Raw genomic sequence first — 24440 nt, forward strand, 5'->3', positions numbered from 1 at the left:
CGCGGAGCGTGGGAACGATCACCGCCTTCAGATCAGCGGTGAAGCTAAAACCCCAAACACTGATCTGTCGCAGCCTCTCTGTAATATTTAGCAACGATCATGGGCGACACTCCTTCCCCCGCTCAGGATTGTCCGCCCATGGCTACTCCCTCCCTGACCGCCAGCCCGGCCCCCGCTGCCAGTGGCAGGCCGGCCCTCGACAAGAAAACCGGCCCGTTCACCTACGTAGTGTTTTTCGCGGTACTGGCGATGGGGATGCTGTTCACCGCCTACAGCCTGATGCACGACATGCACGAACTCGGCACGGTGGTCACCACCTGGACGCCGTTCCTGCTGCTCGGCGTGGCGTTGTTGATTGCGCTGGGCTTCGAGTTCGTCAACGGTTTCCACGACACCGCCAACGCCGTGGCCACGGTGATCTACACCCACTCGCTGCCGCCTAATGTGGCCGTGGTGTGGTCGGGTTTCTTTAACTTCCTCGGGGTGCTGCTGTCGAGCGGCGCGGTGGCGTTCGGCATCATTGCGTTGCTGCCGGTGGAGCTGATTCTGCAAGTCGGTTCGTCCGCCGGTTTCGCGATGATTTTCGCCCTGCTGATCGCGGCGATCCTGTGGAACCTCGGCACCTGGTGGCTGGGCCTGCCGGCCTCGTCGTCGCACACGCTGATCGGCTCGATCATCGGCGTCGGTGTAGCGAATGCGCTGATGCACGGCCGCGACGGCACCAGCGGTGTGGACTGGGCGCAGGCGACCAAGATCGGTTACGCGCTGTTGCTGTCGCCGCTGGTGGGCTTCGGTTGTGCGGCGCTGTTGCTGCTGGCGCTGCGTGCGTTCGTGAAGAACCGTTCGCTGTACAAGGCGCCGGAAGGCAACACCCCGCCACCGTGGTGGATTCGCGGTCTGCTGATCCTGACCTGCACCGGCGTGTCCTTCGCTCACGGTTCCAACGACGGCCAGAAAGGCATGGGCCTGATCATGTTGATTCTGGTCGGCACCCTGCCGATGGCTTATGCGCTGAACCGCACCATGCCGGAAGAACAGTCGCTGCAATTCGCCGCTGTCGCCCAAGTGACCCAGCAAGCGCTGGTGAAAAGTGCGCCACTGCCGGCACCGGCCGATCCGCGCGCTGTGCTCTCCGACTACGTGCGCAGCAAGGAAGCCACGCCGCAACTGATCCCCGCCCTCGCCTCCCTGACCGGACACATCGGTGAAGAAGTCAAAGGCTACGGCTCGCTGGCGAAAGTCCCGGCCGAGGCCATGGGCAACGTGCGTAACGACATGTACCTGGCCAGCGAAACCATTCGCCTGATGGACAAGAACAAGGTCGGCACCTTCGACGCCGACACCAGCGGCAAGCTGCAACTGTTCAAGCAACAGATCGACAACGCCACGCGGTTTATTCCGCTGTGGGTGAAGATCGCAGTGGCGATTGCTTTGGGGCTGGGCACCATGGTCGGCTGGAAGCGGATCGTGGTCACGGTCGGCGAGAAGATCGGCAAAACCCACCTGACCTACGCCCAGGGCGCGTCGGCGGAAACGGTAGCGATGCTGACCATCGGCGCCGCCGACATGTTCGGCCTGCCGGTGTCGACCACTCATGTGCTGTCCTCGGGCGTGGCCGGGACCATGGTCGCCAACGGTGGCGGTTTGCAGATGAAGACCATCCGCAATCTGCTGATGGCGTGGGTGCTGACGTTGCCGGCGGCGATTCTGCTGTCGGGCAGTTTGTATTGGCTGTTCACCCAGATCTTCTGATCCAGCCGAATCCCTGTGAGAGCCTTTACTCCCACAGGGATTTGCGGCAGAAATCAGAGCGTCGAACGAATCAAATCCCCCAGCCAATCCATGAACACCCGCACCCGCAACGGTAGATGCCGCTGCCTCGCGTACAGCAGTGAAATGCCCATCGCCGGCGCGGTGTATTGCGGCAGCACCGTCACCACCTCACCAGTGTCCAGATAAGTATTCATGCCGGTTCGCGGCACCTGGATCAGACCGAATCCCCCAAGGCACGCCGACTCGTACGCATCGGTGCTGTTGACCGTCACGCTGCCGGCCATCGGTACGCGATGCACTTGCCCGTCCTGCTCGTAAACAAATCCTTCCGAACGCGAACCCAGCACACCGACGTAGTGCACCAGCCGATGCTGCGCCAGATCCTCAAGCGTTTGCGGCACGCCGTAGCGTTCGAGATACGCGGGGCTGGCGCAGTTGATCATGCTGAAATCACCCAGGTGCCGCGCCACCACCGACTGATCGGGCTGCGCGCCGATGCGCACCACGCAATCGAAACCTTCGGCGAGCAGGTCGACCCGGCGATCGGTGCTGCTGATTTCCAGCTCCAGATTCGGATGACGCGCCATGAATTCCGGCAGCTTCGGCATGATCAGCCGTCGCGACAGAATGTTCGGCATATCGACCCGGATCCGCCCGGTCAGCGACGCTTCGTCCTGGCGGAACAGGTTCTCGATTTCGTCCATGTGCGACAGCAGATCCTTGCTTCGCTCGTACAGCGCAAGGCCGTCCTGAGTCGCCTGGACCTTGCGCGTGGTGCGTTGCAGCAGACGCGTGCCGAGCAGGCTTTCCAGCGCCTGCACCTGTTCGGACACCGTCGAACGCGGCAGCCCGAGACTCTCCCCCGCCATCGTGAAACTCGACAATTCGCTGACCCGGACGAAGGTGCGCAGCAGTTCCAGTTTGTTCATGGGTCACCCATTGATTGTTCGGATATTCCGACCAGTGATTCCGGCTTCAGTCTGTTTATCACCCCATGGCGGATAAATAAACTGTGCCCCATCAACCGTCACTGCCATCGAGGAAGACCCATGAACCGCAAAATCGCATTGATCACCGGTGCCAGCCGTGGCCTCGGCAAGAACGCCGCCCTGCACCTCGCCGCGCAAGGCGTGGACATTATCGGCACCTACAACAGCCGCGCCGATGAAGCCCAGGCGCTGGTGCAGGAACTGGAAACCCTCGGCGCCCAAGCCGTGATGCTGCAACTGGATGTCGGGCGCAGCGAAGGTTTTGCCGATTTCGCCGTGCGGGTCGAGCAGGCGCTGCAACAACTTGAACGTCCGCGCTTCGATTTCCTGATCAACAACGCCGGGATTGGCGTGCATGCCTCCTTCGCCGACACCACGCCGGAGCAGTTCGACCTGCTGATGAACGTGCAGTTGAAAGGGCCGTTCTTCCTCACTCAGCAACTGCTGCCGCTGATCAACGATGGCGGGCGGATCATCAACATCTCCAGCGGTCTGGCCCGCTTCACCCTGCCGGGTTACGCGGCTTACGCGGCGATGAAAGGCGCGATGGAAGTGCTGACCCGTTATCAGGCCAAGGAGCTGGGGGCGCGGCAGATCGCCGTGAATATCCTGGCACCGGGCGCCATCGAAACCGACTTCGGCGGCGGCGCGGTGCGCGACAATTCGGCGTTGAATGCGATGGTCGCCAGCAACACCGCGCTGGGCCGTGCCGGGCAGCCGGATGACATTGGCGGTGCGCTGGCGCTGTTGCTGTCGCCGGGGGCGCAGTGGATCAACGGTCAGCGGATTGAAGCGTCGGGCGGGATGTTTCTCTAAACCCTGCAAAAACCCAGGACAAAAAAATCGCAGCCCTCACAGGCTGCGATTTTTTTTTCAGTTCTGGCAGACGCTGCGCATCACCAGCCGCTCGCGCACCACGTCATAACCCCAGTGGTAGATGTAGGTGTACGGCAGGAAGAACAGCAGCACGCCGATGTCGAGCAGGAACGCCTGCCACAGACTGACCGACAGCCACCAGGCAATCAGCGGCACGCCCATCACGATCAACCCGCCCTCGAACAGCAGCGCGTGCGCCACTCGCACCCAGGCATTGTGAGCGATGTTCCAGCGCTTGAGCATCCGGTCGAAGAAGCCGTTGAACACCACGTTCCAGCCCAGGGCCAGCAACGCGATTGCGATGGTGACGGCGCCCATTTCGACCAGCGGTTTGCCCATGATCCACGCCAGCAACGGGGTACAGATCAGGATCGCCAGCAGTTCGAAACCGATGGCCTGGAAGATACGCTCAGTGATGGATTTGTTGGCAGTCATGGCCGAAGTCCTCTGTGAAGATGGTTGCCATGATCCAGCACCGAACCGATACTTCATAACCAATAACCATCGATCAAGGCGATAGTTCATGGCATCTCAGGAAGTGTTGCTGGCGTTTGTCCAGGCGGCGACTCAAGGTTCGTTTTCGGCGGCGGCGCGCAAACTCGGGCGCAGTCAGTCGACGGTGAGTGCGGCGGTGGCCAGTCTTGAGATCGATCTGGACCTGGTGCTGTTCGACCGCAGCAGCCGCAAGCCGACGCTGACCCCGGCCGGCCACGTGATGCTACAACGGGCCGAGGCGATTCTGTCGGCCACCAGCCGACTGGAAATGACTGCCCGGCAATTGGCCCAAGGTGTTGAGCCGAAACTCACGGTGGCGATTTCCGACACTTATCAGTCCGACCGTTTCGAAGCCGCATTGGTGGGTTTCGAGCAGCGTTATCCGGATCTGGAACTGGAATGCCTGATCGCCGAGTGCGATGACCTGGTCGAACTGGTGCAGCGCGGTCGGGCGCATCTGGCGTTTGCCGAGATGCAGGACAACTACCCGCCGGACCTGGCAACCGCGACCGTCGCCGAGCGCACTGAAATCGCCTTGTTTGTGGGTCGTGGGCATCCGTTGGCGACTCAGGAATCCATCGATCAAACGGTCCTTGAGCAGCATCGCGAACTGCGCCTGGCCACCATCGTCAATCCCTATGACAGTCGCGGCAAAGGCCGGGTGTGGTCGGCACCGAGTTACCTGATGCTGCTGGAAATGGCCGAGAAAGGTTTTGGCTGGGCCCCGCTGCCACGCTGGCTGGTGGAGCGTTTCGGCAATGATTTGCTGGTGGAACTGAAGGTGCGCGGCTGGCCGAAACCGGTGTTCGTCGATGCGCTGTGGTCGCGGCTGTACCCGCCGGGGCCGGCGGGGAGCTGGTTGCTGAGCAAGATGCTGGAATAGCTCAGGCCGCCTCGATGGCTAGCGGGCGGTTCACCTGAAAATACTCGTGCAACCCGCGCATCGTCGGCAACTCCAGCGCTTGCGCTGCATAGCACAATCCCACCCGCCGGGTCGGCGCCGGCAGGTGCAGCGCCCGCACGACGATGCGTTCATGCCTGCTGACAAGCGACTGCGGCAACATCGCCACACCAACACCCGCCGCCACCATGTGCAACGCCTGTTGCAGTGAACCGGCATGTCCCGCCACCGCTTCCGGCGAGCGTCCGTACAGCGCCATCAACCGCTGATGTGAAGGATGCTGTGGGCAGGTGATCCAGTCCTCAATCGGCGCCCACCCTGCTTGCGCGTTTGCCATCGGATGATCGAGAGGCAGCGCCATCACATAGGACTCTTCCCACAGCGGCAGGAACAGTTCGTCCTCGCAGCACATTTCCTCGACCGCCAATCGACCATCGCCATGACAGCCCTCCTCCAGTGTCAGCAGCAGATTGGGCAACGCCTGATGGGCCATCCGCACGAAGGCTTCAATGTGGCTGGCGGCGATATCGCCCTCGATGCCAAGGGTCAGCGGCGCACGGTTTTCGCGGCCGCGAAACATCCGGCTCAGCGCCTCGGATTCAGCCACCATCCGGCGGGCCTGCGGATAGAGAAGGCGTGCTTCATCGCTGACTTCCACACCACGGGGCTGACGCACGAACAGCGTCGCGCCGAGTTCTTCTTCCAGCTGTTTGATGGTCACCGACAACGTGGGCTGACTGATGAACAGCCGTTGCGCGGCAGCGGTGATGTTGCGTTCCTCGAACACCGCGAGGAAGGCTTTGAGATGGCGGATATCCATAGGAGATTCCGATAGCAGACAGAGGAATAAGGCATTTTTCAGCCTCCAGCGGACTAAATATACTGCGTCACGAATCTGGTTATTTGTTTTTCTTATCTCAGGAGTTCAACCATGAGCAAGCCATTGATCATCATCACCGGCGCCAGCTCGGGCATCGGCGAAGCCACCGCCCGCCGCTTGAGCGCTGCCGGCCATCCGCTGCTGTTGCTGGCCCGGCGCATCGAACGCCTCGAAGCACTGGCCCTGCCGAACACCCTCAGCCGCCGCGTCGACATCACCGACCGCGCCGCGTTGCTGGCCGCTGTGGCCGAGGCGGAAGCGCAGTTCGGCCCTGCCGATGCGCTGATCAACAACGCCGGGGTGATGCTGCTGGGCGAGATGAGCAAGCAGGACCCGGCGCAGTGGGACCAGATGCTCGACGTCAACGTGAAGGGCCTGCTCAATGGCGTGCACGCGGTGGTCGCCGGGATGATCGAGCGCAAGCACGGCACGATCATCAACGTCAGCTCGGTGGCCGGACGCAAGACGTTCCCGAACCATGTGGCCTATGTCGGCACCAAGTTTGCGGTGCATGGATTGTCGGAAAACCTGCGTGAAGAGTTGTCGCCGCATAACGTGCGGGTGACCACTATTGCGCCGGGTGCGGTCGAGACCGAGTTGCTGAGCCACACCACGGATGAGGCGATCAAAACCGGGTATCAGGCGTGGAAGCAGGACATGGGTGGCACGGTGTTGAGTGCCGAGGATGTGGCGACGGCGATTGCCTATGCGTATGGGCAGCCGCAGGGGGTTTGTATTCGCGAGATTGTGATGGCTGCGACTCGGCAGCAGGCCTAAAAGCTAAAGGCGAAAGGCAAAATCAAAAGCGCCCTCACCCTAACCCTCTCCCGGAGGGAGAGGGGACTGACCGAGGTGTCTTACGTCATACATCGACTTGAAATATCGAGTCGATTATGGATTCACAGCAAATCTCTCACGTCGGCGCATATCTCCAATATCCCCGGATCGGTCCCCTCCCCCTCCGGGAGAGGGCTAGGGTGAGGGCAAGCGATCCAAAGCCGAAAGCCGCCCCTCGATAAACCGCCGCTCCGGCTCTTGCCGAGTCAATTCCAAGGCTCGCCGGTAAGCCGCCCTAGCCTCCTCAACCCGCCAAAGCTGCCGACAAAACTCCGCCCGCGCCGAATGCGCCAAGTGGTAATCCTGCAATTCTCCACGGTCCAGAATCCCTTCAACCAGGGTCAACCCTGCCAGCGCCCCATCACGTTTGGCCACCGCCACCGCCCGGTTCAACTCGATCACCGGCGACGGTACCGCCCGCAGCAACACGTCATACAGCCCGACGATCTGCGCCCAGTCCGTCTCCCCTGCCGTGGGCGCCTCGGCGTGCACCGCCGCAATCGCCGCTTGCAGGCAGTACGGCCCGAAGCGCCCCGTGGTCAGCGCTTTTTCCACCAGATCGCAGCCTTCGGCAATCAGCTCGGCATTCCACAATCGGCGATCCTGATCATCCAGCAGAATCAATTCCCCATCCGGCGAAGAGCGCGCCGACCTCCGCGACTCATGCAACAACATCAACGCCAGCAGGCCCATAACTTCCGGATCCGGCAATAACTCCAGCAACAACCGCCCGAGGCGGATCGCCTCGCGGGTCAGGTCTTCGCGGGTCACCTGAGCGCCGCCGGACGCCGAATAACCCTCGTTGAACACCAGATAAATCACCCGCAACACGCTGTCGAGGCGCTCGGGCAATTCGCTCAGGCTCGGCACTTGATAAGGAATTTTCGCGTCACGAATCTTCGCCTTAGCGCGCACGATGCGCTGGGCAATCGCCGCCGGGGCCGAGAGAAATGCGCGGGCGATTTCTTCAGTGGTGAGGTCGCAGACTTCACGCAGGGTAAGCGGTACTTGCGCGTCCGCCGCCAGCGCCGGGTGGCAGCAGGTGAAGATCAGGCGCAGGCGATCGTCTTCCACGTCTTCGGCGTCCCATTCGGACTGTTCCAGTTCTTCCAGTTGCGCCAGCAATAACGGCTGCGAGGCCTTGAACCGTGCGCGGCGGCGCAGCACGTCGATCGCCTTGAAGCGCCCGGTGGACACCAGCCAGGTTCGCGGATTGTCCGGCACGCCGTCGCGCTGCCAGCGCTCGACCGCGACGAAGAACGCCTCGTGCAGGGCTTCTTCGGCGAGGTCGAAATCGCCGAGCAGGCGGATCAGGGTCGCGAGGATCCGTCGCGAGTCTTCGCGATAGACCTGCTCGACCCGCGCCCGGACCTCAGACATTCAACTGGCGCACGGGACGCACTTCGACGCTGCCGACCCGGGCCGCCGGAATGTTGCCGGCGACCTGAATCGCTTCGTTGAGATCCCGCGCGTCGATCAGGTAGAAACCGGCCAACTGCTCCTTGGTCTCGGCGAACGGGCCGTCGGTGATCGACAGCTTGCCGTTGCGCATGCGCACCGTGGTGGCAGTCTGCACCGACTCCAGCGCTTCGGCGGCGACCATCCGGCCGCTGCCCTGGATCGACTCGGCGTAGGCCCAGCACTCGGCATCTTCCGGGCTGTCGGGCGACGAATGCAGCAGGCGCTCATCGCTGTAGACCAGGCATAAATACTTCATGGCGTTCTCCTGAATCGGACGGATCAACTATGGCTGAAGATCAGGGTTGCACATCGAACAGGGTCGCGCCGCTCATCGGGTCGAACGGTGCTGACCAGTGTTCGTGGGCGATCTTCCACGCCCCGCCCACCTGCCGGTAGCACGCGGTGACGCGCATCCAGCAACTCTGGGTTTCGCCCTTTTCATTGGTCCCGCCGCAGTTGGCGACCCAGTGGGCGAAAGCGATGTTGTCGGCGGTCTCGATGGCGATTTCGTGGAATTCGAAAATGTGCGGGCCGGGGCACATTTCCATGCAATCCACCCAGTGCGCGCGGTAGGCCGGTTTGCCCTTGAATTGCAGGGCCTTGATCGCATCGAAGGAGACGATGTCGTCGGCGTACAGGGCCATGACTTTTTCCGCGTCCTTGGTCATCACCGCCTCGCGGTAGGTGTCGATCAGGCTTTGAATCTGCGCTTGCGTACTCATGGGGTTTCTCCCTGGTTTTTGTTGTGAAGACACCCTTAGTCGTTCGGCGATTTGCCGGATCGACAGTTGAAACAAAAAAATTCCGGAGAAGACAAAATCGCTAGAATCCGAGGCTCATCTTTGTAGGAAAAAGGAAATTCCCGTGTCAGCCAAACTCGTACCGTACGAGAGCCTTAACGCCTTGCAGCGTCAGCAAGTCGAAGCGATTGAAATCCACGCCGAGCAGATCAAGTTCTCCGGCGATATCCACGGCGCCCTGCATACGCTGCTGTCGAAACCCGGTCCTGGCGTGAAGGGTTTTGCCCTGCTGGCAGAAGATGAGCCAGTGGCGTTCCTGCTGCTCAAGCGCCCGCCGGTTCTGCCGGACTGGGCCGATGAACACAGCGCCACCCTGCATGCGTTGCAGGTCGATCACCGCGCCCAGGGCAAGGGTTATGGCAAGGCCTGCCTGCTGGCGTTGCCGGAAGTTGCGCGCCAGGCCTGGCCGGAGATCAAAGGGCTGGAACTGTCGGTGGACGCCGACAATGACGCCGCGATTGCGCTGTACGCCAAGTACGGCTTTGTCGACAGCGGCGAAGCGTACAAGGGCCGCATCGGTTACGAGCGGCGCATGGGGCTGTTCTTCTAATCGTCGAGGGAGCAACGATGATCGATTCAACCGAAGCGCTGGAAGCCATCTACGGTTTGCCCCACGAACGAGCGGTGCGCAAGCAGATCGGCTTTCTCAACGAGGACTATCAGGCGATGGTCCGGGTCTCGCCGCTGGTGATTGTCAGCTCGGTGGGTGCCGACGGCATCGACGGTTCTCCGCGCGGCGACGCGCCGGGGTTTGTGCGGATCATCGACGAGCGCACCCTGGCCCTGCCGGATCGCCCCGGCAACAACCGCATCGATACCTTGCGCAACGTGCTGCACGATCCGCGGGTGTCGCTGCTGTTCATCATTCCGGGGATCGGCGAGACGTTGCGGGTCAACGGTACGGCGACCATCAGCGCTGATCCCGAGTTGCTGGAAAGCTTCGCGGTGAACGGCAAACCGGCGCGCACGGTGTTGCTGGTGACGGTTGAGGCAGCGTTCTTTCATTGCTCGAAAGCGTTCGTGCGTTCGGATGCGTGGAATCCAGAAACCCACTTGCCGCGCTCGGCGCTGCCGACGGCGGGCGCGTTTCACAAGCGGCTGAATGATGGGCAGTTTGATGCCGAGGCTTATGATCGCGAGGCCCCGACGCGGGTGCGGGACACCCTCTACTGACACCGCCCACCCTCGTTCCCACGCTCTGCGTGGGAACGCATACCGGGACGCTCCGCGTTCCTGCCGCACCGCTGATGCAACGCCTGGCACCGTCATGACGCAGAGCGTCGAAGGCTGCATTCCCACGCAGAGCGTGGGAACGATCAGGTCAGGGGTTCTTCTTCAGAGCGTCAGGATCATCTCGTGCCACGCCATCCCGCCGTGGTCGGATTCGGACGGTTTGATGTAGGCAAAACCGAATCCGGCGTACAGCGGGATGTGCCGTTCCTTGCACATCAGGTGAATCGTCGCTTTGCCCTGCTCGCGCATGCGTTCGATGAACTCGCCCAGCAGACGCTTGGCCAGACCCAGGCCCTGATAGTCCGGGTGCACCACCACCGACATGATCACCACGTTCGGCCCCGCCGGGTCGTGGCCGATCAGTTCCTTGAATGCCTCGTCCGACATCTGCACATCAAACGCTGCACCGGAGTTGATGAACCCGGCCACCTGCCCGTCCACCTCGGCGACGATGAAACCGTCCGGCCAGGTGGCGATGCGCGTGGCGATCTTCTCGCGGGTCGCGGCTTCGTCGCCCTCGTAGGCGAGGGTTTCGATGGCGTAGCAGCGGTCCAGGTCGGCGGCGGTGACGTGGCGGATGACGGTGTTCATGGCGGCTCGAAATCAGTGGAAACAAGGCCGCCAAGGATAAAGGAATAAGGTGTTCATATCGATCCGCGCAGGGGGCGTAAAGCCTGCGTATAAGCGCTTTTCTTCGGATTCGGGACGGTCTATTTCTGACGCCTGTCTCTGATCACCCGAGGAGGGAACCGTTTATGAGCAGCGTGGAAATCGGTTTGTTGATGGTGTTGGGCATCAGCTTCTTCGGCTTCATTACCCTGGGCATCGACCTGTTGCGGGCACGACGGATCAAGGGCAAGTGAGACTCGACCGGCAGCGCGAAGCGGGTTCGCGCTGCCGGTTGCCGATCAGGTTTTCTTTTCCACCGGGACGCAGATTTCCAGCTTGCCGGTATTGAGCTTCGGGTTGAAATCCGCGCTGTAGCGTTCCAACTCCGGGGCGTTGAGCCCCTTGTAGTCGGACGCCGGCAGCCAAGTGTTGTAGATGTAATCAATGGTCTGCGGCAGCTGATCCAGCGAACCCTTGTGTTCGAACACCGCGTACTGACGTGGCAGGATTTCGATCCACGGATACTTTTCCTGCGGGAAGTCATCCAGCTTGCGGATTTCGACCCCGGCCATGTAATCGAAACCGCCGTTGCCGTCGAAATTGCTGCAGACGCCGTAGGTCACTTCGCCCTTCTGCCCCGGAATATTTCCGATGTGCGGGATCAGTTTTTCCCACAGCGCAGGGATGTCCTGAACGGTCTCTTTGGTAAAGCGATCGCGAAATCCTGCAATCAGCAGGAAGTGTCCATGTTCGAAGCGAGGTTCAGCCACTTCGACGCGTTTTTGCTCATCCATGACTCGACTCCTTGAACGAAAAAAGTGGGTTCGGCTGGGAGTATAGAAGCCAAACCCGATTCGCACATTTACAGCGTATGCAGGGCCTCGGCGGCGCCGGAACCGACGAACTCGTTATAACCGGATACGATCACGTAGACCGCGAAATAGCAGAAGATCGCTGCAGATGCCATGTAGGAATAGCGCAACAGTTTGTCGCCGAGCAACTTGCCGCCATGGCTCGCGGCGAAGCACAGGCCTGCCGACCACAACAGCCCGGCGCACAGGAAGCCGCCGAGGAACAGCGCCGAGCTCAAAGGACCGCCGCCGCCGGAACGGGCGATCAACGTGCCGCCCACTGCCGCGAACCAAAGGATCGCGCTCGGCGACGACATGGCGAGAAAAATCCCACGGAAGAATTCCTTGCGATGGGAGTTCTGGCCGACCTCGGCGATCGCCGCCAGTTGCGCCTCGTGGTGGATCGCCGAATAGATCATCTTCGCCGCGAAGTAGATCAACAGCGCTGAACCGCCGATCCACAGCACCCAGCGCACGGTTTCGTATTGCAGCAGAACGGTCATCCCGGCCAGCGCCAGCACCGCGTAGATCAGGTCGCCGACGCAGGTGCCGAGACCCAGTGCGAAGCCCTGAAAATAGCCGCGCTGCATCGCCAGGGTGATCATCGCGATGTTGGCCACGCCGATATCCAGGCACAGCGAAAGGCTCAACAAAAAGCCGCTGGTGAATTCCATTAACCGTTTTCCTTGGGAAAAAATTGTTGTCGTGCACGCTGGACAGTCTGCCATCGCTGCCCTTATCGTCCGCCACAGGTCACCGCAGTGACCAGCGTCGCTCGGACGGTTCCGGGCGCTTACGTTATCCGAGGCAACAATGGCTGAACAAGGTTCGCCGCGCCGCTTTGCGCGCATAGATCGACTCCCCCCTTACGTTTTCAACATCACCGCCGAGCTGAAGATGGCCGCCCGACGTCGTGGCGAAGACATCATCGACTTGAGCATGGGCAACCCCGACGGCGCCACGCCACCGCACATCGTTGAAAAACTGGTGCAGGTTGCACAACGCGAAGACACCCACGGTTACTCCACGTCCAAGGGCATTCCGCGCCTGCGTCGGGCGATTTCCAACTGGTACAAGGAACGCTACGAGGTCGAGATCGACCCGGAAAGCGAAGCCATCGTCACCATCGGTTCCAAGGAAGGCCTGGCGCACTTGATGCTGGCGACCCTGGATCAGGGCGACACGGTACTGGTGCCTAACCCGAGCTACCCGATTCACATCTACGGTGCCGTGATTGCCGGCGCCCAGGTGCGGTCGGTGCCGCTGGTGCCGGGCGTGGACTTCTTCGCCGAGCTGGAACGGGCGATTCGCGGCTCGATCCCGAAACCGAAGATGATGATCCTCGGCTTCCCGTCCAACCCGACCGCGCAGTGCGTGGAACTCGATTTCTTCGAGCGGGTGATTGCTCTCGCCAAACAGTACGACGTGCTGGTGGTGCACGACCTGGCTTACGCCGACATCGTCTACGACGGCTGGAAAGCCCCGTCGATCATGCAGGTGCCGGGTGCCAAGGACATCGCGGTGGAGTTCTTCACCCTGTCCAAGAGCTACAACATGGCGGGCTGGCGCATCGGCTTCATGGTCGGCAACCCGGAACTGGTCAGCGCTTTGGCGCGGATCAAGAGCTACCACGACTACGGCACGTTCACCCCGCTGCAGGTGGCCGCGATTGCTGCGCTGGAAGGTGATCAGCAGTGCGTACGCGACATCGCCGAGCAATATCGCCAGCGCCGCAACGTACTGGTCAAAGGCCTGCATGAACTGGGCTGGATGGTCGAGAACCCGAAAGCTTCGATGTACGTCTGGGCGAAGATTCCCGAAGCCTACGCGCACCTCGGCTCGCTGGAATTCGCCAAGAAGCTGCTGGCCGAGGCCAAGGTCTGCGTCTCGCCGGGTGTCGGCTTTGGTGAGTACGGCGACGATCACGTGCGCTTTGCGCTGATCGAAAACCAGGACCGGATTCGCCAGGCAGTACGCGGGATTCGCGGGATGTTCCGGGCGGATGGTCTGGGCACCAAGTAACTGCCTCCTCTCCTCCTGACCTGACCTGATCGTTCCCACGCTCTGCGTGGGAATGCCTCAATGGACGCTCTGCGTCCGCTTTGGGACGCAGAGCGTCCCGGGCTGCATTCCCACGCGGAGCGTGGGAACGATCCAGGCACAAAAAAACCGCATCGCTGCGGCTTTTTTGTGTCTGGCGTTCGAGGTTAAACGAACAGCGACAACAACAGAATAAAGCCCAGCCCCACCACCGACAGGATGGTTTCCATCGCCGTCCAGGTCTTGAAGGTTTCGGCCACGGTCATGTTGAAGTACTGCTTCACCAGCCAGAAACCGGCATCGTTGACGTGGGACAGGATCAGCGAGCCAGCACCGGTGGCCAGCACCAGCAACTCACGGTTCACGCCCGGAATCATCCCCACCACCGGCACCACAATGCCCGCTCCCGTGATGGTCGCCACGGTGGCCGAACCGGTCGCGATGCGGATCACCGCTGCCACCAGCCACGCCAGCAGGATCGGCGAGATCTGCGCGCTGACCGCCATGTGGCCGATCACGTCGCCCACACCGCTGGTCACCAGCATCTGCTTGAAGCCGCCGCCGGCACCGATGATCAGGATGATCGCGGCAGTTGGCGCCAGGCTCGCGTCGAGCCATTTGAGCATCTGCTGAGAACCGATGCCCTGCTTGTAGCCGAAGGTGTACAGCGACAGCAGCAATGCCAGCAACAGTGCCGAGATCGGGTGACCGATCATGTCCATCCAGGTGCGGAAGAAATGACCGTCCGGCAGCGCCACGTCGGCGAAGGTTTTCAGCAGCATCAGGAACACCGGCAGCAGCACGGTGACCAGGGTGATGCTGAAGCTCGGCAGATTGGCCGAATCGTTTTCACGGGCCAGTTGATCAACCAGTTCCTGGTTCGGATGACCCGGAATGTGCTTGGCGATGAACGTACCGAAGATCGGACCGGCGATGATTGCAGTCGGCAGTGCGACGATCAGACCGTACAGAATGGTCTTGCCGATGTCGGCACCGAACACGCCGATGGCCAGCAGCGGGCCCGGGTGCGGCGGCACCAGACCGTGCACGGCGGACAGGCCGGCGAGCAGCGGGATGCCGATCTTGATGATCGACACACCGGTGCGGCGAGCCACGATGAACACCAGCGGAATCAGCAACACGAAGCCGATTTCGAAGAACAGCGGAATGCCCACCAGGAAGGCGGCGAACATCATCGCCCACTGGACCTTGTCCTTGCCGAAGGCGCGGATCAGGGTCTGGGCGATCTGATCGGCACCGCCGGATTCGGCCATCATCTTGCCGAGCATCGTACCCAGCGCGAGGATGATGCCGACGAAACCGAGCACGCCACCGAAGCCGTCCTGGAACGCCTTGATGATGGTGCCGATCGGCATGCCGGAGGTCAGGCCGAGGAACGCGGCGGCGATGGTCAGGGCAATGAAGGGGTGAATCTTGAATTTGGTGATCAGGACGATGAGTCCGATCACCGTAACCACTGCATCGAGCAGCAGGTAGGCGTCATGGGACATGCCAAACATGAGGGGGTGTCTCCTGGTTTGTTGTTGTTATTAAAGCGGGTTAATCAGAAGTCGCATGGACAGCGCTATCTTCGCAATCACACTCATACCGCCTGTTTCAGGCCATGGGCCTGCCACCAGACGTGGGCTTGCGATGCGAGCTCTTCAACGCTGTGGATCGAAGCATTCAGGGCCAGGGTCAACGGCTCGCCCTTGGGCGATTCGAGGGTGGCGAACTGGCTTTCGATCAAGGTGGCCGGCATGAAGTGGCCCGGACGGTGGGACACACGTTCGGCGGCGACTTCAGGCGTCAATTCGAGGAACACGAAACCCAGGCCCGGCAAGGCGCTGCGCAGCACTTCGCGATAACTGTGTTTGAGGGCCGAGCAAGTCAGCACCGGGCGTTCGCCCAGGGCATCGACGCGACGCAGTTCATCGCACAGGCTGTCGAGCCAGCCGGCACGGTCTTCGTCATTCAGGGGGATCCCCGCGCTCATCTTTTCGATGTTCGCGGCCGGATGGAAAGTATCGCCTTCAATGGCAGTGGCGCCGCTCAATTGGCACAGGGCCTCGCTGACGCACGTCTTGCCGCAACCGGCAACGCCCATGATGACCAGGGCGGTGATGGGATGATTCATGTAACACCTCAGCGCGCAGACAGCGCTACCTTTGCTAGCTATGACTCTAGTGCACAGGCAGAAGTTGCCGACGCCTTCTTGTCGTTTTTTTGGGTTGCAGCAGGTTTTGTCGGTACGCCAAAAAGCGAGGATCAGGCAGGACCTCGCTTACGCATTTGCAGCTGCATAAGGACAGCGCTACCTTAGTGCCTTGATTTTTGTTTGGCAAGCCGCCCGATGACCACCCCTAAAAACGATAAAAACACCCGCACCACCGGCCGTCCCACCCTCAATGAAGTCGCCCGTCTGGCCGGCGTCAGCCCGATTACCGCCTCCCGCGCCCTGCGTGGGGTCAGCACGGTTGCCACCGAACTGGTGGAAAAAGTCCAGAAAGCCGCGCTGGAACTCAACTACGTGGTCAACCCCGCTGCCCGCGCCCTGGCCTCGGCGCAAAGCCATTCAGTGGTGGTTCTGGTGCCTTCGCTGTCCAATCTTTTATTCATCGACACCCTGGAAGCCATTCATCGGGTACTGACGCCCAAAGGCTTCGAAGTGCTGATCGGCAACTTCCACTATTCCCGCGATGAAGAAGAAAACCTGCTGCGCAACTACATGGCCTATCAGCCACGCGGTTTGCTGCTCACCGGCTTCGACCGCACTGAAAGCTCGCGGCGGATGATCGAGGCCAGCAACATTCCCTGCGTGTACATGATGGAGCTGGACAGCGCGGCCGGGGTGAACTGCGTCGGTTTCTCCCAGCTCAGCGCCGGGGAAACGGCTGCCGAACATTTGCTGTCCCGTGGCCGCAAGCGTCTGGCGTACATCGGCGCGCAGCTCGATCAGCGCACCCTGCTGCGTGGCGAAGGCTTTCGCAAAGCGCTACAGAAGGCCGGTCGCTACGACCCGGATCTGGAAGTGCTGACCCCGCGTTCATCGTCCGTGGGCCTGGGCGGCGAGTTGTTCCTGCAACTGCTGGCGGCGCATCCGGATGTCGATGCGATCTTCTTCGGTAACGACGACCTGGCTCAGGGCGCCCTGCTCGAAGCGCTGCGCAACGGGATCAGGGTCCCCGAGCAAGTGGCGATCCTCGGCTTCAACGACCTGCCGATGTCGGAACACATGGTGCCGCGCCTGAGCAGCATCAACACGCCCCGCGAAGCGATCGGCAAGCGAGCGGCGGAGCAGATGCTGACGCTGATGGCCGGCAATAGCGTGGCGCGGCCGGTCGAAGACATGGGGTTCGAGCTGAAGATTCGCGAGAGCACCTGACCCCGCACGGCAATAACCTGTTGATCGTTCCCACGCAGAGCGTGGGAACGATCACCGGCCGAGTATTTCAACAAGCGCCAGCGCCCCCTTCTGCAACGGCTGGCTCTTGAGCCACACCGCGTGCACCGGCAGCACCAAGCCGTTTTCGATATTGCGGAAGTTCAACCGTTTCAGCCGTCCGCTATCGAGCCACGGCTGCACCACCGACAGCGGAAAATTGCCCCAGCCCAACCCAGCCTCGACCATTTCCAGTGCTGTCTCCAGATTGTCGGTGCGCCAGTGGGATTCGGCCACCAGCGGCCGGGTTTCGCTGATCGGCAAGTCGCGGCTGCCGACGACGATCTGCCGCACATGCACCAGGTCCTCAAGAAACAGATCCTGCCCCTGCAACAACGGGCTGTCCGCCGCCAGCGTGGCGATCATCCGCTCACTGCCGACAAACTGAAAACGCTCCAGCACATTCACGCTCAACCCGGCGAACGCCAGACACACGCTGACCCGGCCACTATGGAGCATCGCCAGCACATCATCCTGCGGCGCGGTCAGCACTTCGATGTCGAGCAGTGGATGACGCTCGCTGAGATCCGTGATCGCCGTCAGCAACCGTCGGCGATCGATATCCGCCGCCACGCCAATCGACAATTTGCTCTCAAGCCCCAGCGACAACTGCACCGCATGCACCTGCAATTGCTTGAGCTGATCGGCGATCAACCGAGCATGGGGCACCAGCGACAGCGCCATTGCCGTGGGTTGCGGTTCGCGGTGACTGCGATCAAACAGCGAGTAACCGAGTTCCGCCTCCAGATTGCCGATGGCCATGCTCACCGCCGACGGGACTCTGCCCAATGCCCTCGCAGCGGCGGAAAACGAGCCGCGTTCGATCACGGCGAGAAACAGCTCGATGCTTTCACTGTTGAAATTCACTTCTCACACCTGTCAATAAAACTGAAAGCTACTGACTTTTTCTGTCATCTATATTGAAGCTATCTTTCGTCGCCTTCGCCAGTCCCATTGGCCACAAGTCGCAAGAAAGAGGCAATTCCCCATGCAAGGCGTCAAACGCAAACTGGTCTATGTGTCGCTCTATGAAGTGATCGGCATGACCTTCTCGGCCCTCGGCCTCGCCCTGTTGTCCGGCACATCGCCCGGCAGCACCGGTCCGCTGGCGGTGATCATCACCACCATCGCCGTGACCTGGAACTTCATCTACACCTCGCTGTTTGAGCGCTGGGAAAGCCGCCAGGTGTCACGCACCCGCACGGTGAAACGGCGCATCGCCCACGCCGTCGGGTTCCAGCTGACGCTGATCGTATTCCTGATTCCGCTGATCGCGTGGTGGATGAACATCAGTCTGGTGCAGGCCTTTTTGCTGGATCTGGCACTGATCGTGTTCATCCCTTGCTACACCTTCGCGTTCAACTGGCTGTTCGATAAGGTGTTCGGCCTACCCGCCTCGGCATTGCCGGATCCACAGCCCGCGACATAAATCGTCAATTGGTAAGCAGATATTGCAAGAAATCGGCGGTTTTACCGCGCCAACCGCCGATATAAACAATCCTTGATTTCCGATAGCAGGCTAAGCTTTTCCATCAATAAAAAATGGATCAGCCCATGACTGCACACGCCCCCGCCGCGCAACGCGACGGCATCGACCCGATACGCGCCGCCGAGATTTCCGCCCGCATCGACCGCCTTCCGGCCGTCGCCACGATCTGGCGGCTGGTGGCGCTGCTATCGATCGGTGGTTTCTTCGAACTCTACGACCTGTTCCAGACCGCCTACATCAGCCCCGGGCTGATCCACGACGGCATCTTCGCCACCGGCAATCAGGGCGTGTTCGGTTTCTCCGATCAGGCTGCGTTTGCCTCGGCGACGTTCCTCGGCCTGTTTCTCGGCGCCAGCCTGCTCAGCCCGATGGCGGATCGTTTCGGGCGACGGGCGATCTTCACCTTCGCGCTGGTCTGGTACACCGTGGCCACGGTGCTGATGGGCGTGCAGAGTTCGGCGCTGGGGATCATCTGCATGCGTTTTCTGGTGGGCATCGGCCTTGGCATCGAGCTGGTGACCATCGACGCCTATCTCTCGGAACTGGTGCCCAAGCGCATGCGTAGTTCGGCGTTTGCCTTCGCATTTTTCGTGCAGTTCCTGTCGGTACCGGCAGTGGCGTTGATGTCCTGGTGGCTGGTGCCACAGGCGCCGTTCGGCATCAGTGGCTGGCGTTGGGTGGTGCTGGCGAGCGCGGTGTTTGCGCTGTTCATCTGGTGGCTGCGCAAGCGTCTGCCGGAGTCGCCGCGCTGGCTGGCCCAGCATGGCCGTTTCGATGAGGCGAACCGGATTCTCGACGGCATCGAGGCGCGCTGCGAAAAGGATCACCACCAGCCACTGGATGCACCGGAAGCGGTAGCCGTCGACGTCGAAGGCAAGGGCCGTTTCGCCGATATCTGGCAGCCACCTTACCGGCGTCGCGCGCTGATGCTGATCGTCTTCCACATCTTCCAGGCCATCGGTTTCTTCGGCTTCGGCAACTGGCTGCCGGCGTTGCTCTCCGGTCAGGGTGTCAGCGTCATTCACAGCCTGATGTACGCGTTCATCATCACCCTCGCCTACCCGCTCGGGCCGCTGCTGTTCGTCAAATTCGCCAACCGCTTCGAGAACAAATGGCAGATCGTCGGCTCGGCCCTCGGCGCCATGACCTTCGGCACTCTGTTCGCATTGCAGACCAGCGCCTTCGGCCTGATCTTCTGCGGTGTGATGATCACCTTCTGCAACGCCTGGCTGAGCTTCAGTTACCACTCCTATCAGAGCGAACTGTTCCCCACCAACATCCGCGCCCGGGCGGTGGGGTTCTGCTATTCGTTCAGTCGTTTGTCGACGGTGTTCAGCAGCCTGTTGATCGGTTTGTTCCTCGACCACTTCGGCACACCGGGCGTATTGGCGTTCATCGTCGCCAGCATGTTGATCGTGATGCTGACCATCGGCTATTTCGGCCCCCGCACCCGTAACCTGGCGCTGGAAAACATCGCCCATCGCTGACGGACAACGGTCATCCTCTGCCGCCCACCGGCAAGGGATGACCGCTTTGGCTGTTCACTTAAAAACACAAGCCATTGAAATTAAAAGACTTATTCGATAGGCACGGTAATTGCTGCCTAGGGCTGACAGTCATTACCTACAGGTTCACTCATCATGTTGGTCAGTGCAAAACAACAGCAAATCATCCACCTGCCCAAGCAGCTGAATGACGATGCAACCGCCACCGCAGCGGCCGGTCTGCAAGGCGGCCTGCACGGCGCGATGCTGCAGACCCTGCAAAACCAGGCCCAGGCGCAAACCGCCGAAGCCACCGCCAAAGTGCAGGAATCGGCCACCCAACTGGCGACCCAGCAAGTCAGCGAAGCCACGCGCATCAGCGACAACGTCGACGAAGCATTCGCCAAGACCCGCGTCGCCCTGCAAACCTCCGATACTTCGTCGACCAAATCCACAGGCTCATCGGCCCTGGACGAGTTCAAGGACTACATGAGCAAAACGCCGGAACAGCGTCTGCGCGACAGTATCCTCAAGGAAATGGGTCTGACCGAAGACGACATCAAAGCCATGCCGCCGGAGAAACAACTGGCCATCGGCAAAGAAATCGCCGAGCGACTGCAGGACAAGATGAAGCTGGCCGAAGCCGAGAAGCAGAACAAGCAAGATGCCAACTCGGCGAAGATCAGCGACGAGTCGGCTGACAAGTTCCTCGCTTCGCTCTGACCCGCATCACGCTGCGCAGCGGCGCAATAAAAAAGGATCCCCACGGGGATCCTTTTTTTCAGCCGTGAAACCGTCAATTCAACTGCAACGTCTCGTTGAATTGACTGATCGCATCCACCACATGCCGCGAGCCCTGCTGAATCTCCCGGATCGCGTCGCCCGCCTCGTTCGCCAGTTCCACCCCGAGCCCGGTGCGGCTCAGGCTCGACTGCATGCTCGACACTGCGCTTAATGACAACTCGTGGTTCTTGCGCACCACATCGACGATCTCCAGGGTCGCCTGACTGGTCCGTGCCGCGAGGCTGCGCACTTCGTCTGCCACCACCGCAAAACCGCGCCCGTGCTCACCCGCCCGCGCCGCTTCGATGGCTGCGTTGAGCGCCAGCAAGTTGGTCTGGTCGGCAATTCCGCGAATGGTCTGAACGATGGTGCCGATGATGTCCGACTGCTTGCTGACGGCATCGATGCTCAGCGCCGCTTCGTTGAGGTCGCGGGAAATGTCCTGAATGATCTGCACCGTTTGCTGCACGACCTGTGAGCCTTTTTGCGCGCAGGCGTCGTTTTGTACCGAAGTGCTGTGGGCCGATTCCGCAGCGGTCTGCAAGGTGGTCATCTGGTGGGTGATATCGCTGGCGAACTTCACCACTTTGTACAGCCGGCCCTTGGCGTCGAACAACGGGTTGTACGAGGCTTCGAGGTAAACGGTCTGCCCGGACTTGTTCTTGCGCTCGAACCGGTGCGAGTGATATTCGCCGCGATTGAGCGAAGCCCAGAACGCCTTGTACTGCGCGGACTCGGCTTCGACCCGGTGACAGAACAGACTGTGGTGATGGCCGACGATTTCGTTGAGCGAGTACTGCATGGTCTTGAGGAAGTTGTCGTTGGCCGTGATCACATTGCCTTCCGGGGTGAACTCGATCACTGCCATCGAGCGACCGATCGCCGCCAGCATGCTCTCTTCTTCCTTTTCCTTGTTCACGCGCGCCGTGATGTCCGCCGCCACTTTGATCACGCTTCTGACTTGTTTGTCCGGGCCATACACCGGCATGTAACTGGCCTCGAGCCAGATCTCCCGGCGGCTTTTGTTCAAGCGCAGGAAAGTGCCGCTGATGGGTTCGCCCCGGGCCAGGTCACGCCACAACTTGGCGTATTCCTCGCTGCGATAAAACTCCTCTTCACAAAAGACCCGGTGATGTTTGCCACGCACTTCTTCGGCGCTGTAGCCCATGGTCTTGCAGAAGTTGTCATTGGCATCCAGCACGATGCCATCGGGGGTGAATTCGATCATTGCCATCGAACGGCTGATCGCCGCCAACTTGGCGTTGGCCTCGGTCAGGGCACAACTGAAGCGTTCGATTTCCTGCAGGTCAGCCTTGTGATGTAGGTTGAACATGTCTCGATCACCTTCCGCGCGTTCTTTTGATTTGATGAAAGTTCAGGTCTTTCAGAATCCACCACTACGTTCCACAGAACAGGCACACGCCTTCCTCCACGGGAGGAAGTTGTCAGGTGATAAACGATGATTAATCGGAGAGTCCATGCGACGACGCTCTAATCAAGACATCCTTCTCTTGATAGCCCGCGGGCGGGCCATTCCTAACATGCAGAAGAACTTCCATTTAAAAAACAGCTCCTTGTCGGTCAAGTGTCGGTGCCTTGGATTGCGCACTCTGGCAGCTTTGAGATCGGTAACCGCTAGCGGTCGTAGCGCATTGGATGGCGTTCGACATAGTTAGTTATGAATGAGCATAGACAGCACGAAGCCTTGCGCAAGGCCACTAGTCGGCCAGTACTGAGGGAATTCGGACAGGAAGCGGACGAGAAACGGTTCAGCGCAAAAAAGTTTTGTCTGGTCGAACGCCATCGCGGGCAAGCCACGCTCCCACAGGTACCACGCAGGCTTGAACATCGCGCAGAACCTTGTGGGAGCGGGATTGCCCGCGATGGTATCGGTGCAGCACTACAGAAATATCAGAAACGAACTACAGACTCCCGCTCACCTTGTTTGCCACATCACCCGGCACCCAAGGCTTCCACACTTGCGGCTGATCGCGCAGGAACGCCTCGGCCACCTGCCGTGGTTGCTGGCGTTTCTCGCTCATCCCGGCCAGGGTCTGGTTCAGCAGATCAATCGGCAAATCGACTTTCTCAAAGAACGTCACCAGCTCCGGATACTGCGCCTTGAACGGCGCCGACACGCCAATCGCCAGGCTCGCCGGCATCGAGCGGGTGCCTTTCGGGTTGGGGTTGTTGGCGTCGGCCAGGGTTTTCCAGGCTTCGGCGTCGAACGGCGGCTCTTCCAGCTTCACCAGTTTGAAGCGACCGAGCAGCGGCGTCGGCGACCAGTAGTAGAACAGCACCGGTTTGCCGCGCTTGATCGACGACGCCACCTCGGCATCCAGCGCCGCGCCGGAGCCGGTGCGGAAGTTGACGAAGGTGTCGTTCAGCGCATACGCCTTGAGCTTCTGGCTGTTGACGATTTCCGAGGTCCAGCCGGTCGGGCTGTTGAGGAAGCGCCCACGGCTCGGGTCTTCCGGATCCTTGAACACATCCTTGTAGCGCGGCAGGTCGGCCACGGATTTCAGCTCCGGTGCCAGCGGTTTGATTCCGCGCTCGGGATCGCCCTTGATCACGTACTCCGGCACCCACCAACCCTCGGTGGCGCCCTTCACCGTGTCACCGAGGCCGAACACTTTGCCCTCGGCGGCAGCCTTGACCCACGCCGGACTGCGCCCGGCCCACTCTTCGCCGATCACTTGAATATCGTTTTTCGCCAGCGCCGCTTCCAGGCTGACGGTGCTGCCCGGCAGCGTGTCCGTCGGGTAGCCGTAGCCTTTTTCGACGATCAGGCGCAGCACTTCGGTGATGAAGCTGCCGCTTTCCCAGGTGATGTCGCCGAAGTGGATCGGCGCGGTTTTTTCCGCTGCCACGACGTGCCCGGCAGTCAGGGTCAGGGCCAGCAGCGAACTGCCGAGCAGGGTTTTGATCGATCTCATGCGGACCTCTTGTTCTGGGAGGAAATCAGGGTTTGGTTGGCGCTATGGCGGTTGCACAGGGCCTGGGAACGGGTCATGTACAGGCTCACCGAACGCTGGGAGATGCCCAGTTCGGCAGCGATTTGCGGGTAGGTCAGGCCGTCGATGCGCGCCAGCAGAAAGGTCGAGCGCACCTTGCCTGGCAGGCGCCGGAGTGTCCGGTCCAGGTGCTTGAGGCTCTGCGACAGGTCGGCGAGTTCTTCGGGAGACGGCGCGTGATCGAGGTCACCTTGTTGCAGTTGGTGCAGATGCCGACGCTCCAGATCGCCCCGCCGCCAGCGCTCATACAGCAGACGTTGGGCGATGGTGGTGAGCAAGGCGCGGGGTTCGCGGATGGCGGTCAGGCCGGGGGCTTCGAGCAGTTGCGCGAAGGTTTCGGCGGCGATGTCTTCGGCCGTGGCCGCATCATTCGATTGCCGACGCAGACGTGTGCACAACCACTGGTAGTGGTCGCGAAACAACGTGTTCACATGATTGCGATGGGATGAGTCGGCGCCGGACATGGGGGCTCCTTGGTAAAGG

26 protein-coding genes are annotated in these 24440 nt (G+C 61.0%); 11 read left to right on the top strand and 15 right to left on the bottom strand.

The features are described 5' to 3' along the window. The first annotated feature begins 138 nt into the window (after positions 1-138). Positions 139-1752, top strand: a complete 1614-nt coding sequence (locus ABFB52_RS22400) for an inorganic phosphate transporter (RefSeq protein ID WP_102687290.1) — start codon at positions 139-141, stop codon at positions 1750-1752. Positions 1753-1805: 53 nt separating this feature from the next. On the opposite strand, the gene ABFB52_RS22405 is transcribed toward ABFB52_RS22400, so the two are convergent. Then, positions 1806-2702 (bottom strand): LysR family transcriptional regulator, encoded by an 897-nt coding sequence (locus tag ABFB52_RS22405; RefSeq protein WP_007951094.1) that lies wholly within the window; start codon positions 2700-2702, stop codon positions 1806-1808. Between the two features lie 120 nt (positions 2703-2822). Between ABFB52_RS22405 and ABFB52_RS22410 the strand changes: the two genes are divergently transcribed. Further along, positions 2823-3578, top strand: a complete 756-nt coding sequence (locus tag ABFB52_RS22410; protein WP_102687288.1) for an SDR family oxidoreductase — start codon at positions 2823-2825, stop codon at positions 3576-3578. Between the two features lie 57 nt (positions 3579-3635). Here the strand turns inward: ABFB52_RS22410 and ABFB52_RS22415 are convergent, their stop codons facing one another. Further along, complete coding sequence (locus ABFB52_RS22415) at positions 3636-4073, bottom strand: multidrug/biocide efflux PACE transporter (RefSeq protein WP_085745155.1); 438 nt, start codon at positions 4071-4073, stop codon at positions 3636-3638. Positions 4074-4161: 88 nt separating this feature from the next. Between ABFB52_RS22415 and ABFB52_RS22420 the strand changes: the two genes are divergently transcribed. Further along, positions 4162-5016, top strand: a complete 855-nt coding sequence (locus tag ABFB52_RS22420; RefSeq protein ID WP_129974171.1) for a LysR family transcriptional regulator — start codon at positions 4162-4164, stop codon at positions 5014-5016. A gap of 1 nt (position 5017) precedes the next feature. On the opposite strand, the gene ABFB52_RS22425 is transcribed toward ABFB52_RS22420, so the two are convergent. Further along, entirely contained in the window at positions 5018-5854 is an 837-nt protein-coding gene (locus ABFB52_RS22425; RefSeq protein ID WP_129974172.1) for a LysR family transcriptional regulator, read from the bottom strand. 111 nt (positions 5855-5965) lie between these two features. Between ABFB52_RS22425 and ABFB52_RS22430 the strand changes: the two genes are divergently transcribed. Continuing rightward, a complete protein-coding gene (locus tag ABFB52_RS22430; RefSeq protein WP_011335572.1) occupies positions 5966-6691 on the top strand; it encodes an SDR family oxidoreductase in 726 nt (241 codons plus the stop codon). A gap of 195 nt (positions 6692-6886) precedes the next feature. On the opposite strand, the gene ABFB52_RS22435 is transcribed toward ABFB52_RS22430, so the two are convergent. From ABFB52_RS22435 to ABFB52_RS22445, 3 genes are read right to left on the bottom strand one after another with little or no spacing between them, the layout of a single operon-like run. Beyond that, positions 6887-8131 (bottom strand): RNA polymerase sigma factor, encoded by a 1245-nt coding sequence (locus ABFB52_RS22435; protein ID WP_129974173.1) that lies wholly within the window; start codon positions 8129-8131, stop codon positions 6887-6889. Then, on the bottom strand, positions 8124-8468 hold the full coding sequence (locus ABFB52_RS22440) for a YciI family protein (protein WP_007951101.1): 345 nt from the start codon (positions 8466-8468) through the stop codon (positions 8124-8126). Before ABFB52_RS22440 ends, ABFB52_RS22435 begins: the two co-directional genes overlap by 8 nt. Before the next feature lie 40 nt (positions 8469-8508). Continuing rightward, positions 8509-8934, bottom strand: coding sequence for an SgcJ/EcaC family oxidoreductase (locus ABFB52_RS22445; RefSeq protein WP_129974174.1), 426 nt, complete (start codon positions 8932-8934; stop codon positions 8509-8511). 142 nt (positions 8935-9076) lie between these two features. Between ABFB52_RS22445 and ABFB52_RS22450 the strand changes: the two genes are divergently transcribed. Next, complete coding sequence (locus tag ABFB52_RS22450) at positions 9077-9562, top strand: GNAT family N-acetyltransferase (RefSeq protein ID WP_129974175.1); 486 nt, start codon at positions 9077-9079, stop codon at positions 9560-9562. Positions 9563-9579: 17 nt separating this feature from the next. Beyond that, positions 9580-10185, top strand: coding sequence for a pyridoxamine 5'-phosphate oxidase family protein (locus ABFB52_RS22455; RefSeq protein WP_129974176.1), 606 nt, complete (start codon positions 9580-9582; stop codon positions 10183-10185). 162 nt (positions 10186-10347) lie between these two features. Here ABFB52_RS22455 and ABFB52_RS22460 read toward each other — a convergent pair whose 3' ends face one another. From ABFB52_RS22460 to ABFB52_RS22470, 3 genes are all read right to left on the bottom strand, one after another. Continuing rightward, positions 10348-10836, bottom strand: coding sequence for a GNAT family N-acetyltransferase (locus ABFB52_RS22460; RefSeq protein WP_007951113.1), 489 nt, complete (start codon positions 10834-10836; stop codon positions 10348-10350). A 317-nt stretch (positions 10837-11153) separates the two neighbouring features. Then, positions 11154-11648, bottom strand: coding sequence for a GyrI-like domain-containing protein (locus ABFB52_RS22465; protein ID WP_129974177.1), 495 nt, complete (start codon positions 11646-11648; stop codon positions 11154-11156). A gap of 68 nt (positions 11649-11716) precedes the next feature. Then, positions 11717-12379: a LysE family transporter gene (locus tag ABFB52_RS22470; protein WP_102687282.1), complete on the bottom strand. Its 663-nt coding sequence runs from the start codon at positions 12377-12379 to the stop codon at positions 11717-11719. 139 nt (positions 12380-12518) lie between these two features. Here ABFB52_RS22470 and alaC point away from each other — a divergent pair, with 139 nt between their 5' ends. Next, a complete protein-coding gene (alaC, locus tag ABFB52_RS22475) occupies positions 12519-13727 on the top strand; it encodes an alanine transaminase (protein WP_085697117.1) in 1209 nt (402 codons plus the stop codon). Between the two features lie 185 nt (positions 13728-13912). Here the strand turns inward: alaC and ABFB52_RS22480 are convergent, their stop codons facing one another. After that, the gene (locus ABFB52_RS22480) at positions 13913-15265 is read right to left on the bottom strand and encodes a GntP family permease (RefSeq protein ID WP_064598879.1); all 1353 of its coding nucleotides are present in this window, start codon (positions 15263-15265) and stop codon (positions 13913-13915) included. A gap of 83 nt (positions 15266-15348) precedes the next feature. Beyond that, the gene (locus tag ABFB52_RS22485) at positions 15349-15882 is read right to left on the bottom strand and encodes a gluconokinase (protein WP_064598881.1); all 534 of its coding nucleotides are present in this window, start codon (positions 15880-15882) and stop codon (positions 15349-15351) included. A 216-nt stretch (positions 15883-16098) separates the two neighbouring features. Here ABFB52_RS22485 and ABFB52_RS22490 point away from each other — a divergent pair, with 216 nt between their 5' ends. Next, positions 16099-17130, top strand: a complete 1032-nt coding sequence (locus ABFB52_RS22490; protein WP_102687280.1) for a LacI family DNA-binding transcriptional regulator — start codon at positions 16099-16101, stop codon at positions 17128-17130. Between the two features lie 51 nt (positions 17131-17181). Here ABFB52_RS22490 and ABFB52_RS22495 read toward each other — a convergent pair whose 3' ends face one another. Then, positions 17182-18054, bottom strand: coding sequence for a LysR family transcriptional regulator (locus tag ABFB52_RS22495; RefSeq protein ID WP_129974178.1), 873 nt, complete (start codon positions 18052-18054; stop codon positions 17182-17184). A gap of 121 nt (positions 18055-18175) precedes the next feature. Here ABFB52_RS22495 and ABFB52_RS22500 point away from each other — a divergent pair, with 121 nt between their 5' ends. From ABFB52_RS22500 to ABFB52_RS22510, 3 genes are all read left to right on the top strand, one after another. After that, positions 18176-18616, top strand: coding sequence for a PACE efflux transporter (locus tag ABFB52_RS22500; RefSeq protein WP_064598890.1), 441 nt, complete (start codon positions 18176-18178; stop codon positions 18614-18616). 125 nt (positions 18617-18741) lie between these two features. Beyond that, complete coding sequence (locus ABFB52_RS22505; protein WP_129974142.1) at positions 18742-20163, top strand: MFS transporter; 1422 nt, start codon at positions 18742-18744, stop codon at positions 20161-20163. A gap of 153 nt (positions 20164-20316) precedes the next feature. Next, positions 20317-20883, top strand: coding sequence for a hypothetical protein (locus ABFB52_RS22510; protein ID WP_129974143.1), 567 nt, complete (start codon positions 20317-20319; stop codon positions 20881-20883). Between the two features lie 73 nt (positions 20884-20956). Here the strand turns inward: ABFB52_RS22510 and ABFB52_RS22515 are convergent, their stop codons facing one another. From ABFB52_RS22515 to ABFB52_RS22525, 3 genes are all read right to left on the bottom strand, one after another. Next, positions 20957-22276, bottom strand: a complete 1320-nt coding sequence (locus tag ABFB52_RS22515; RefSeq protein WP_129974144.1) for a PAS domain-containing methyl-accepting chemotaxis protein — start codon at positions 22274-22276, stop codon at positions 20957-20959. A gap of 589 nt (positions 22277-22865) precedes the next feature. Then, positions 22866-23879 (bottom strand): ABC transporter substrate-binding protein, encoded by a 1014-nt coding sequence (locus ABFB52_RS22520; protein WP_085745170.1) that lies wholly within the window; start codon positions 23877-23879, stop codon positions 22866-22868. After that, complete coding sequence (locus tag ABFB52_RS22525) at positions 23876-24421, bottom strand: sigma-70 family RNA polymerase sigma factor (protein ID WP_085745171.1); 546 nt, start codon at positions 24419-24421, stop codon at positions 23876-23878. Before ABFB52_RS22525 ends, ABFB52_RS22520 begins: the two co-directional genes overlap by 4 nt. Positions 24422-24440: the final 19 nt, after the last annotated feature.

The organism is Pseudomonas sp. 9.2(2024) (assembly GCF_039695385.1).
In the GTDB taxonomy this organism is placed as follows: Bacteria; Pseudomonadota; Gammaproteobacteria; order Pseudomonadales; family Pseudomonadaceae; genus Aquipseudomonas; species Aquipseudomonas paraglycinae.

Coding starts and splice junctions, on each gene's coding strand:
- ABFB52_RS22400 (WP_102687290.1), top strand. CDS start 139: ATGGCTACTCCCTCCCTGACCGCCAGCCCGGCCCCCGCTGCCAGTGGC.
- ABFB52_RS22405 (WP_007951094.1), bottom strand. CDS start 2,702: ATGAACAAACTGGAACTGCTGCGCACCTTCGTCCGGGTCAGCGAATTG.
- ABFB52_RS22410 (WP_102687288.1), top strand. CDS start 2,823: ATGAACCGCAAAATCGCATTGATCACCGGTGCCAGCCGTGGCCTCGGC.
- ABFB52_RS22415 (WP_085745155.1), bottom strand. CDS start 4,073: ATGACTGCCAACAAATCCATCACTGAGCGTATCTTCCAGGCCATCGGT.
- ABFB52_RS22420 (WP_129974171.1), top strand. CDS start 4,162: ATGGCATCTCAGGAAGTGTTGCTGGCGTTTGTCCAGGCGGCGACTCAA.
- ABFB52_RS22425 (WP_129974172.1), bottom strand. CDS start 5,854: ATGGATATCCGCCATCTCAAAGCCTTCCTCGCGGTGTTCGAGGAACGC.
- ABFB52_RS22430 (WP_011335572.1), top strand. CDS start 5,966: ATGAGCAAGCCATTGATCATCATCACCGGCGCCAGCTCGGGCATCGGC.
- ABFB52_RS22435 (WP_129974173.1), bottom strand. CDS start 8,131: ATGTCTGAGGTCCGGGCGCGGGTCGAGCAGGTCTATCGCGAAGACTCG.
- ABFB52_RS22440 (WP_007951101.1), bottom strand. CDS start 8,468: ATGAAGTATTTATGCCTGGTCTACAGCGATGAGCGCCTGCTGCATTCG.
- ABFB52_RS22445 (WP_129974174.1), bottom strand. CDS start 8,934: ATGAGTACGCAAGCGCAGATTCAAAGCCTGATCGACACCTACCGCGAG.
- ABFB52_RS22455 (WP_129974176.1), top strand. CDS start 9,580: ATGATCGATTCAACCGAAGCGCTGGAAGCCATCTACGGTTTGCCCCAC.
- ABFB52_RS22460 (WP_007951113.1), bottom strand. CDS start 10,836: ATGAACACCGTCATCCGCCACGTCACCGCCGCCGACCTGGACCGCTGC.
- ABFB52_RS22465 (WP_129974177.1), bottom strand. CDS start 11,648: ATGGATGAGCAAAAACGCGTCGAAGTGGCTGAACCTCGCTTCGAACAT.
- ABFB52_RS22470 (WP_102687282.1), bottom strand. CDS start 12,379: ATGGAATTCACCAGCGGCTTTTTGTTGAGCCTTTCGCTGTGCCTGGAT.
- alaC (WP_085697117.1), top strand. CDS start 12,519: ATGGCTGAACAAGGTTCGCCGCGCCGCTTTGCGCGCATAGATCGACTC.
- ABFB52_RS22480 (WP_064598879.1), bottom strand. CDS start 15,265: ATGTTTGGCATGTCCCATGACGCCTACCTGCTGCTCGATGCAGTGGTT.
- ABFB52_RS22485 (WP_064598881.1), bottom strand. CDS start 15,882: ATGAATCATCCCATCACCGCCCTGGTCATCATGGGCGTTGCCGGTTGC.
- ABFB52_RS22490 (WP_102687280.1), top strand. CDS start 16,099: ATGACCACCCCTAAAAACGATAAAAACACCCGCACCACCGGCCGTCCC.
- ABFB52_RS22500 (WP_064598890.1), top strand. CDS start 18,176: ATGCAAGGCGTCAAACGCAAACTGGTCTATGTGTCGCTCTATGAAGTG.
- ABFB52_RS22505 (WP_129974142.1), top strand. CDS start 18,742: ATGACTGCACACGCCCCCGCCGCGCAACGCGACGGCATCGACCCGATA.
- ABFB52_RS22510 (WP_129974143.1), top strand. CDS start 20,317: ATGTTGGTCAGTGCAAAACAACAGCAAATCATCCACCTGCCCAAGCAG.
- ABFB52_RS22515 (WP_129974144.1), bottom strand. CDS start 22,276: ATGTTCAACCTACATCACAAGGCTGACCTGCAGGAAATCGAACGCTTC.
- ABFB52_RS22520 (WP_085745170.1), bottom strand. CDS start 23,879: ATGAGATCGATCAAAACCCTGCTCGGCAGTTCGCTGCTGGCCCTGACC.
- ABFB52_RS22525 (WP_085745171.1), bottom strand. CDS start 24,421: ATGTCCGGCGCCGACTCATCCCATCGCAATCATGTGAACACGTTGTTT.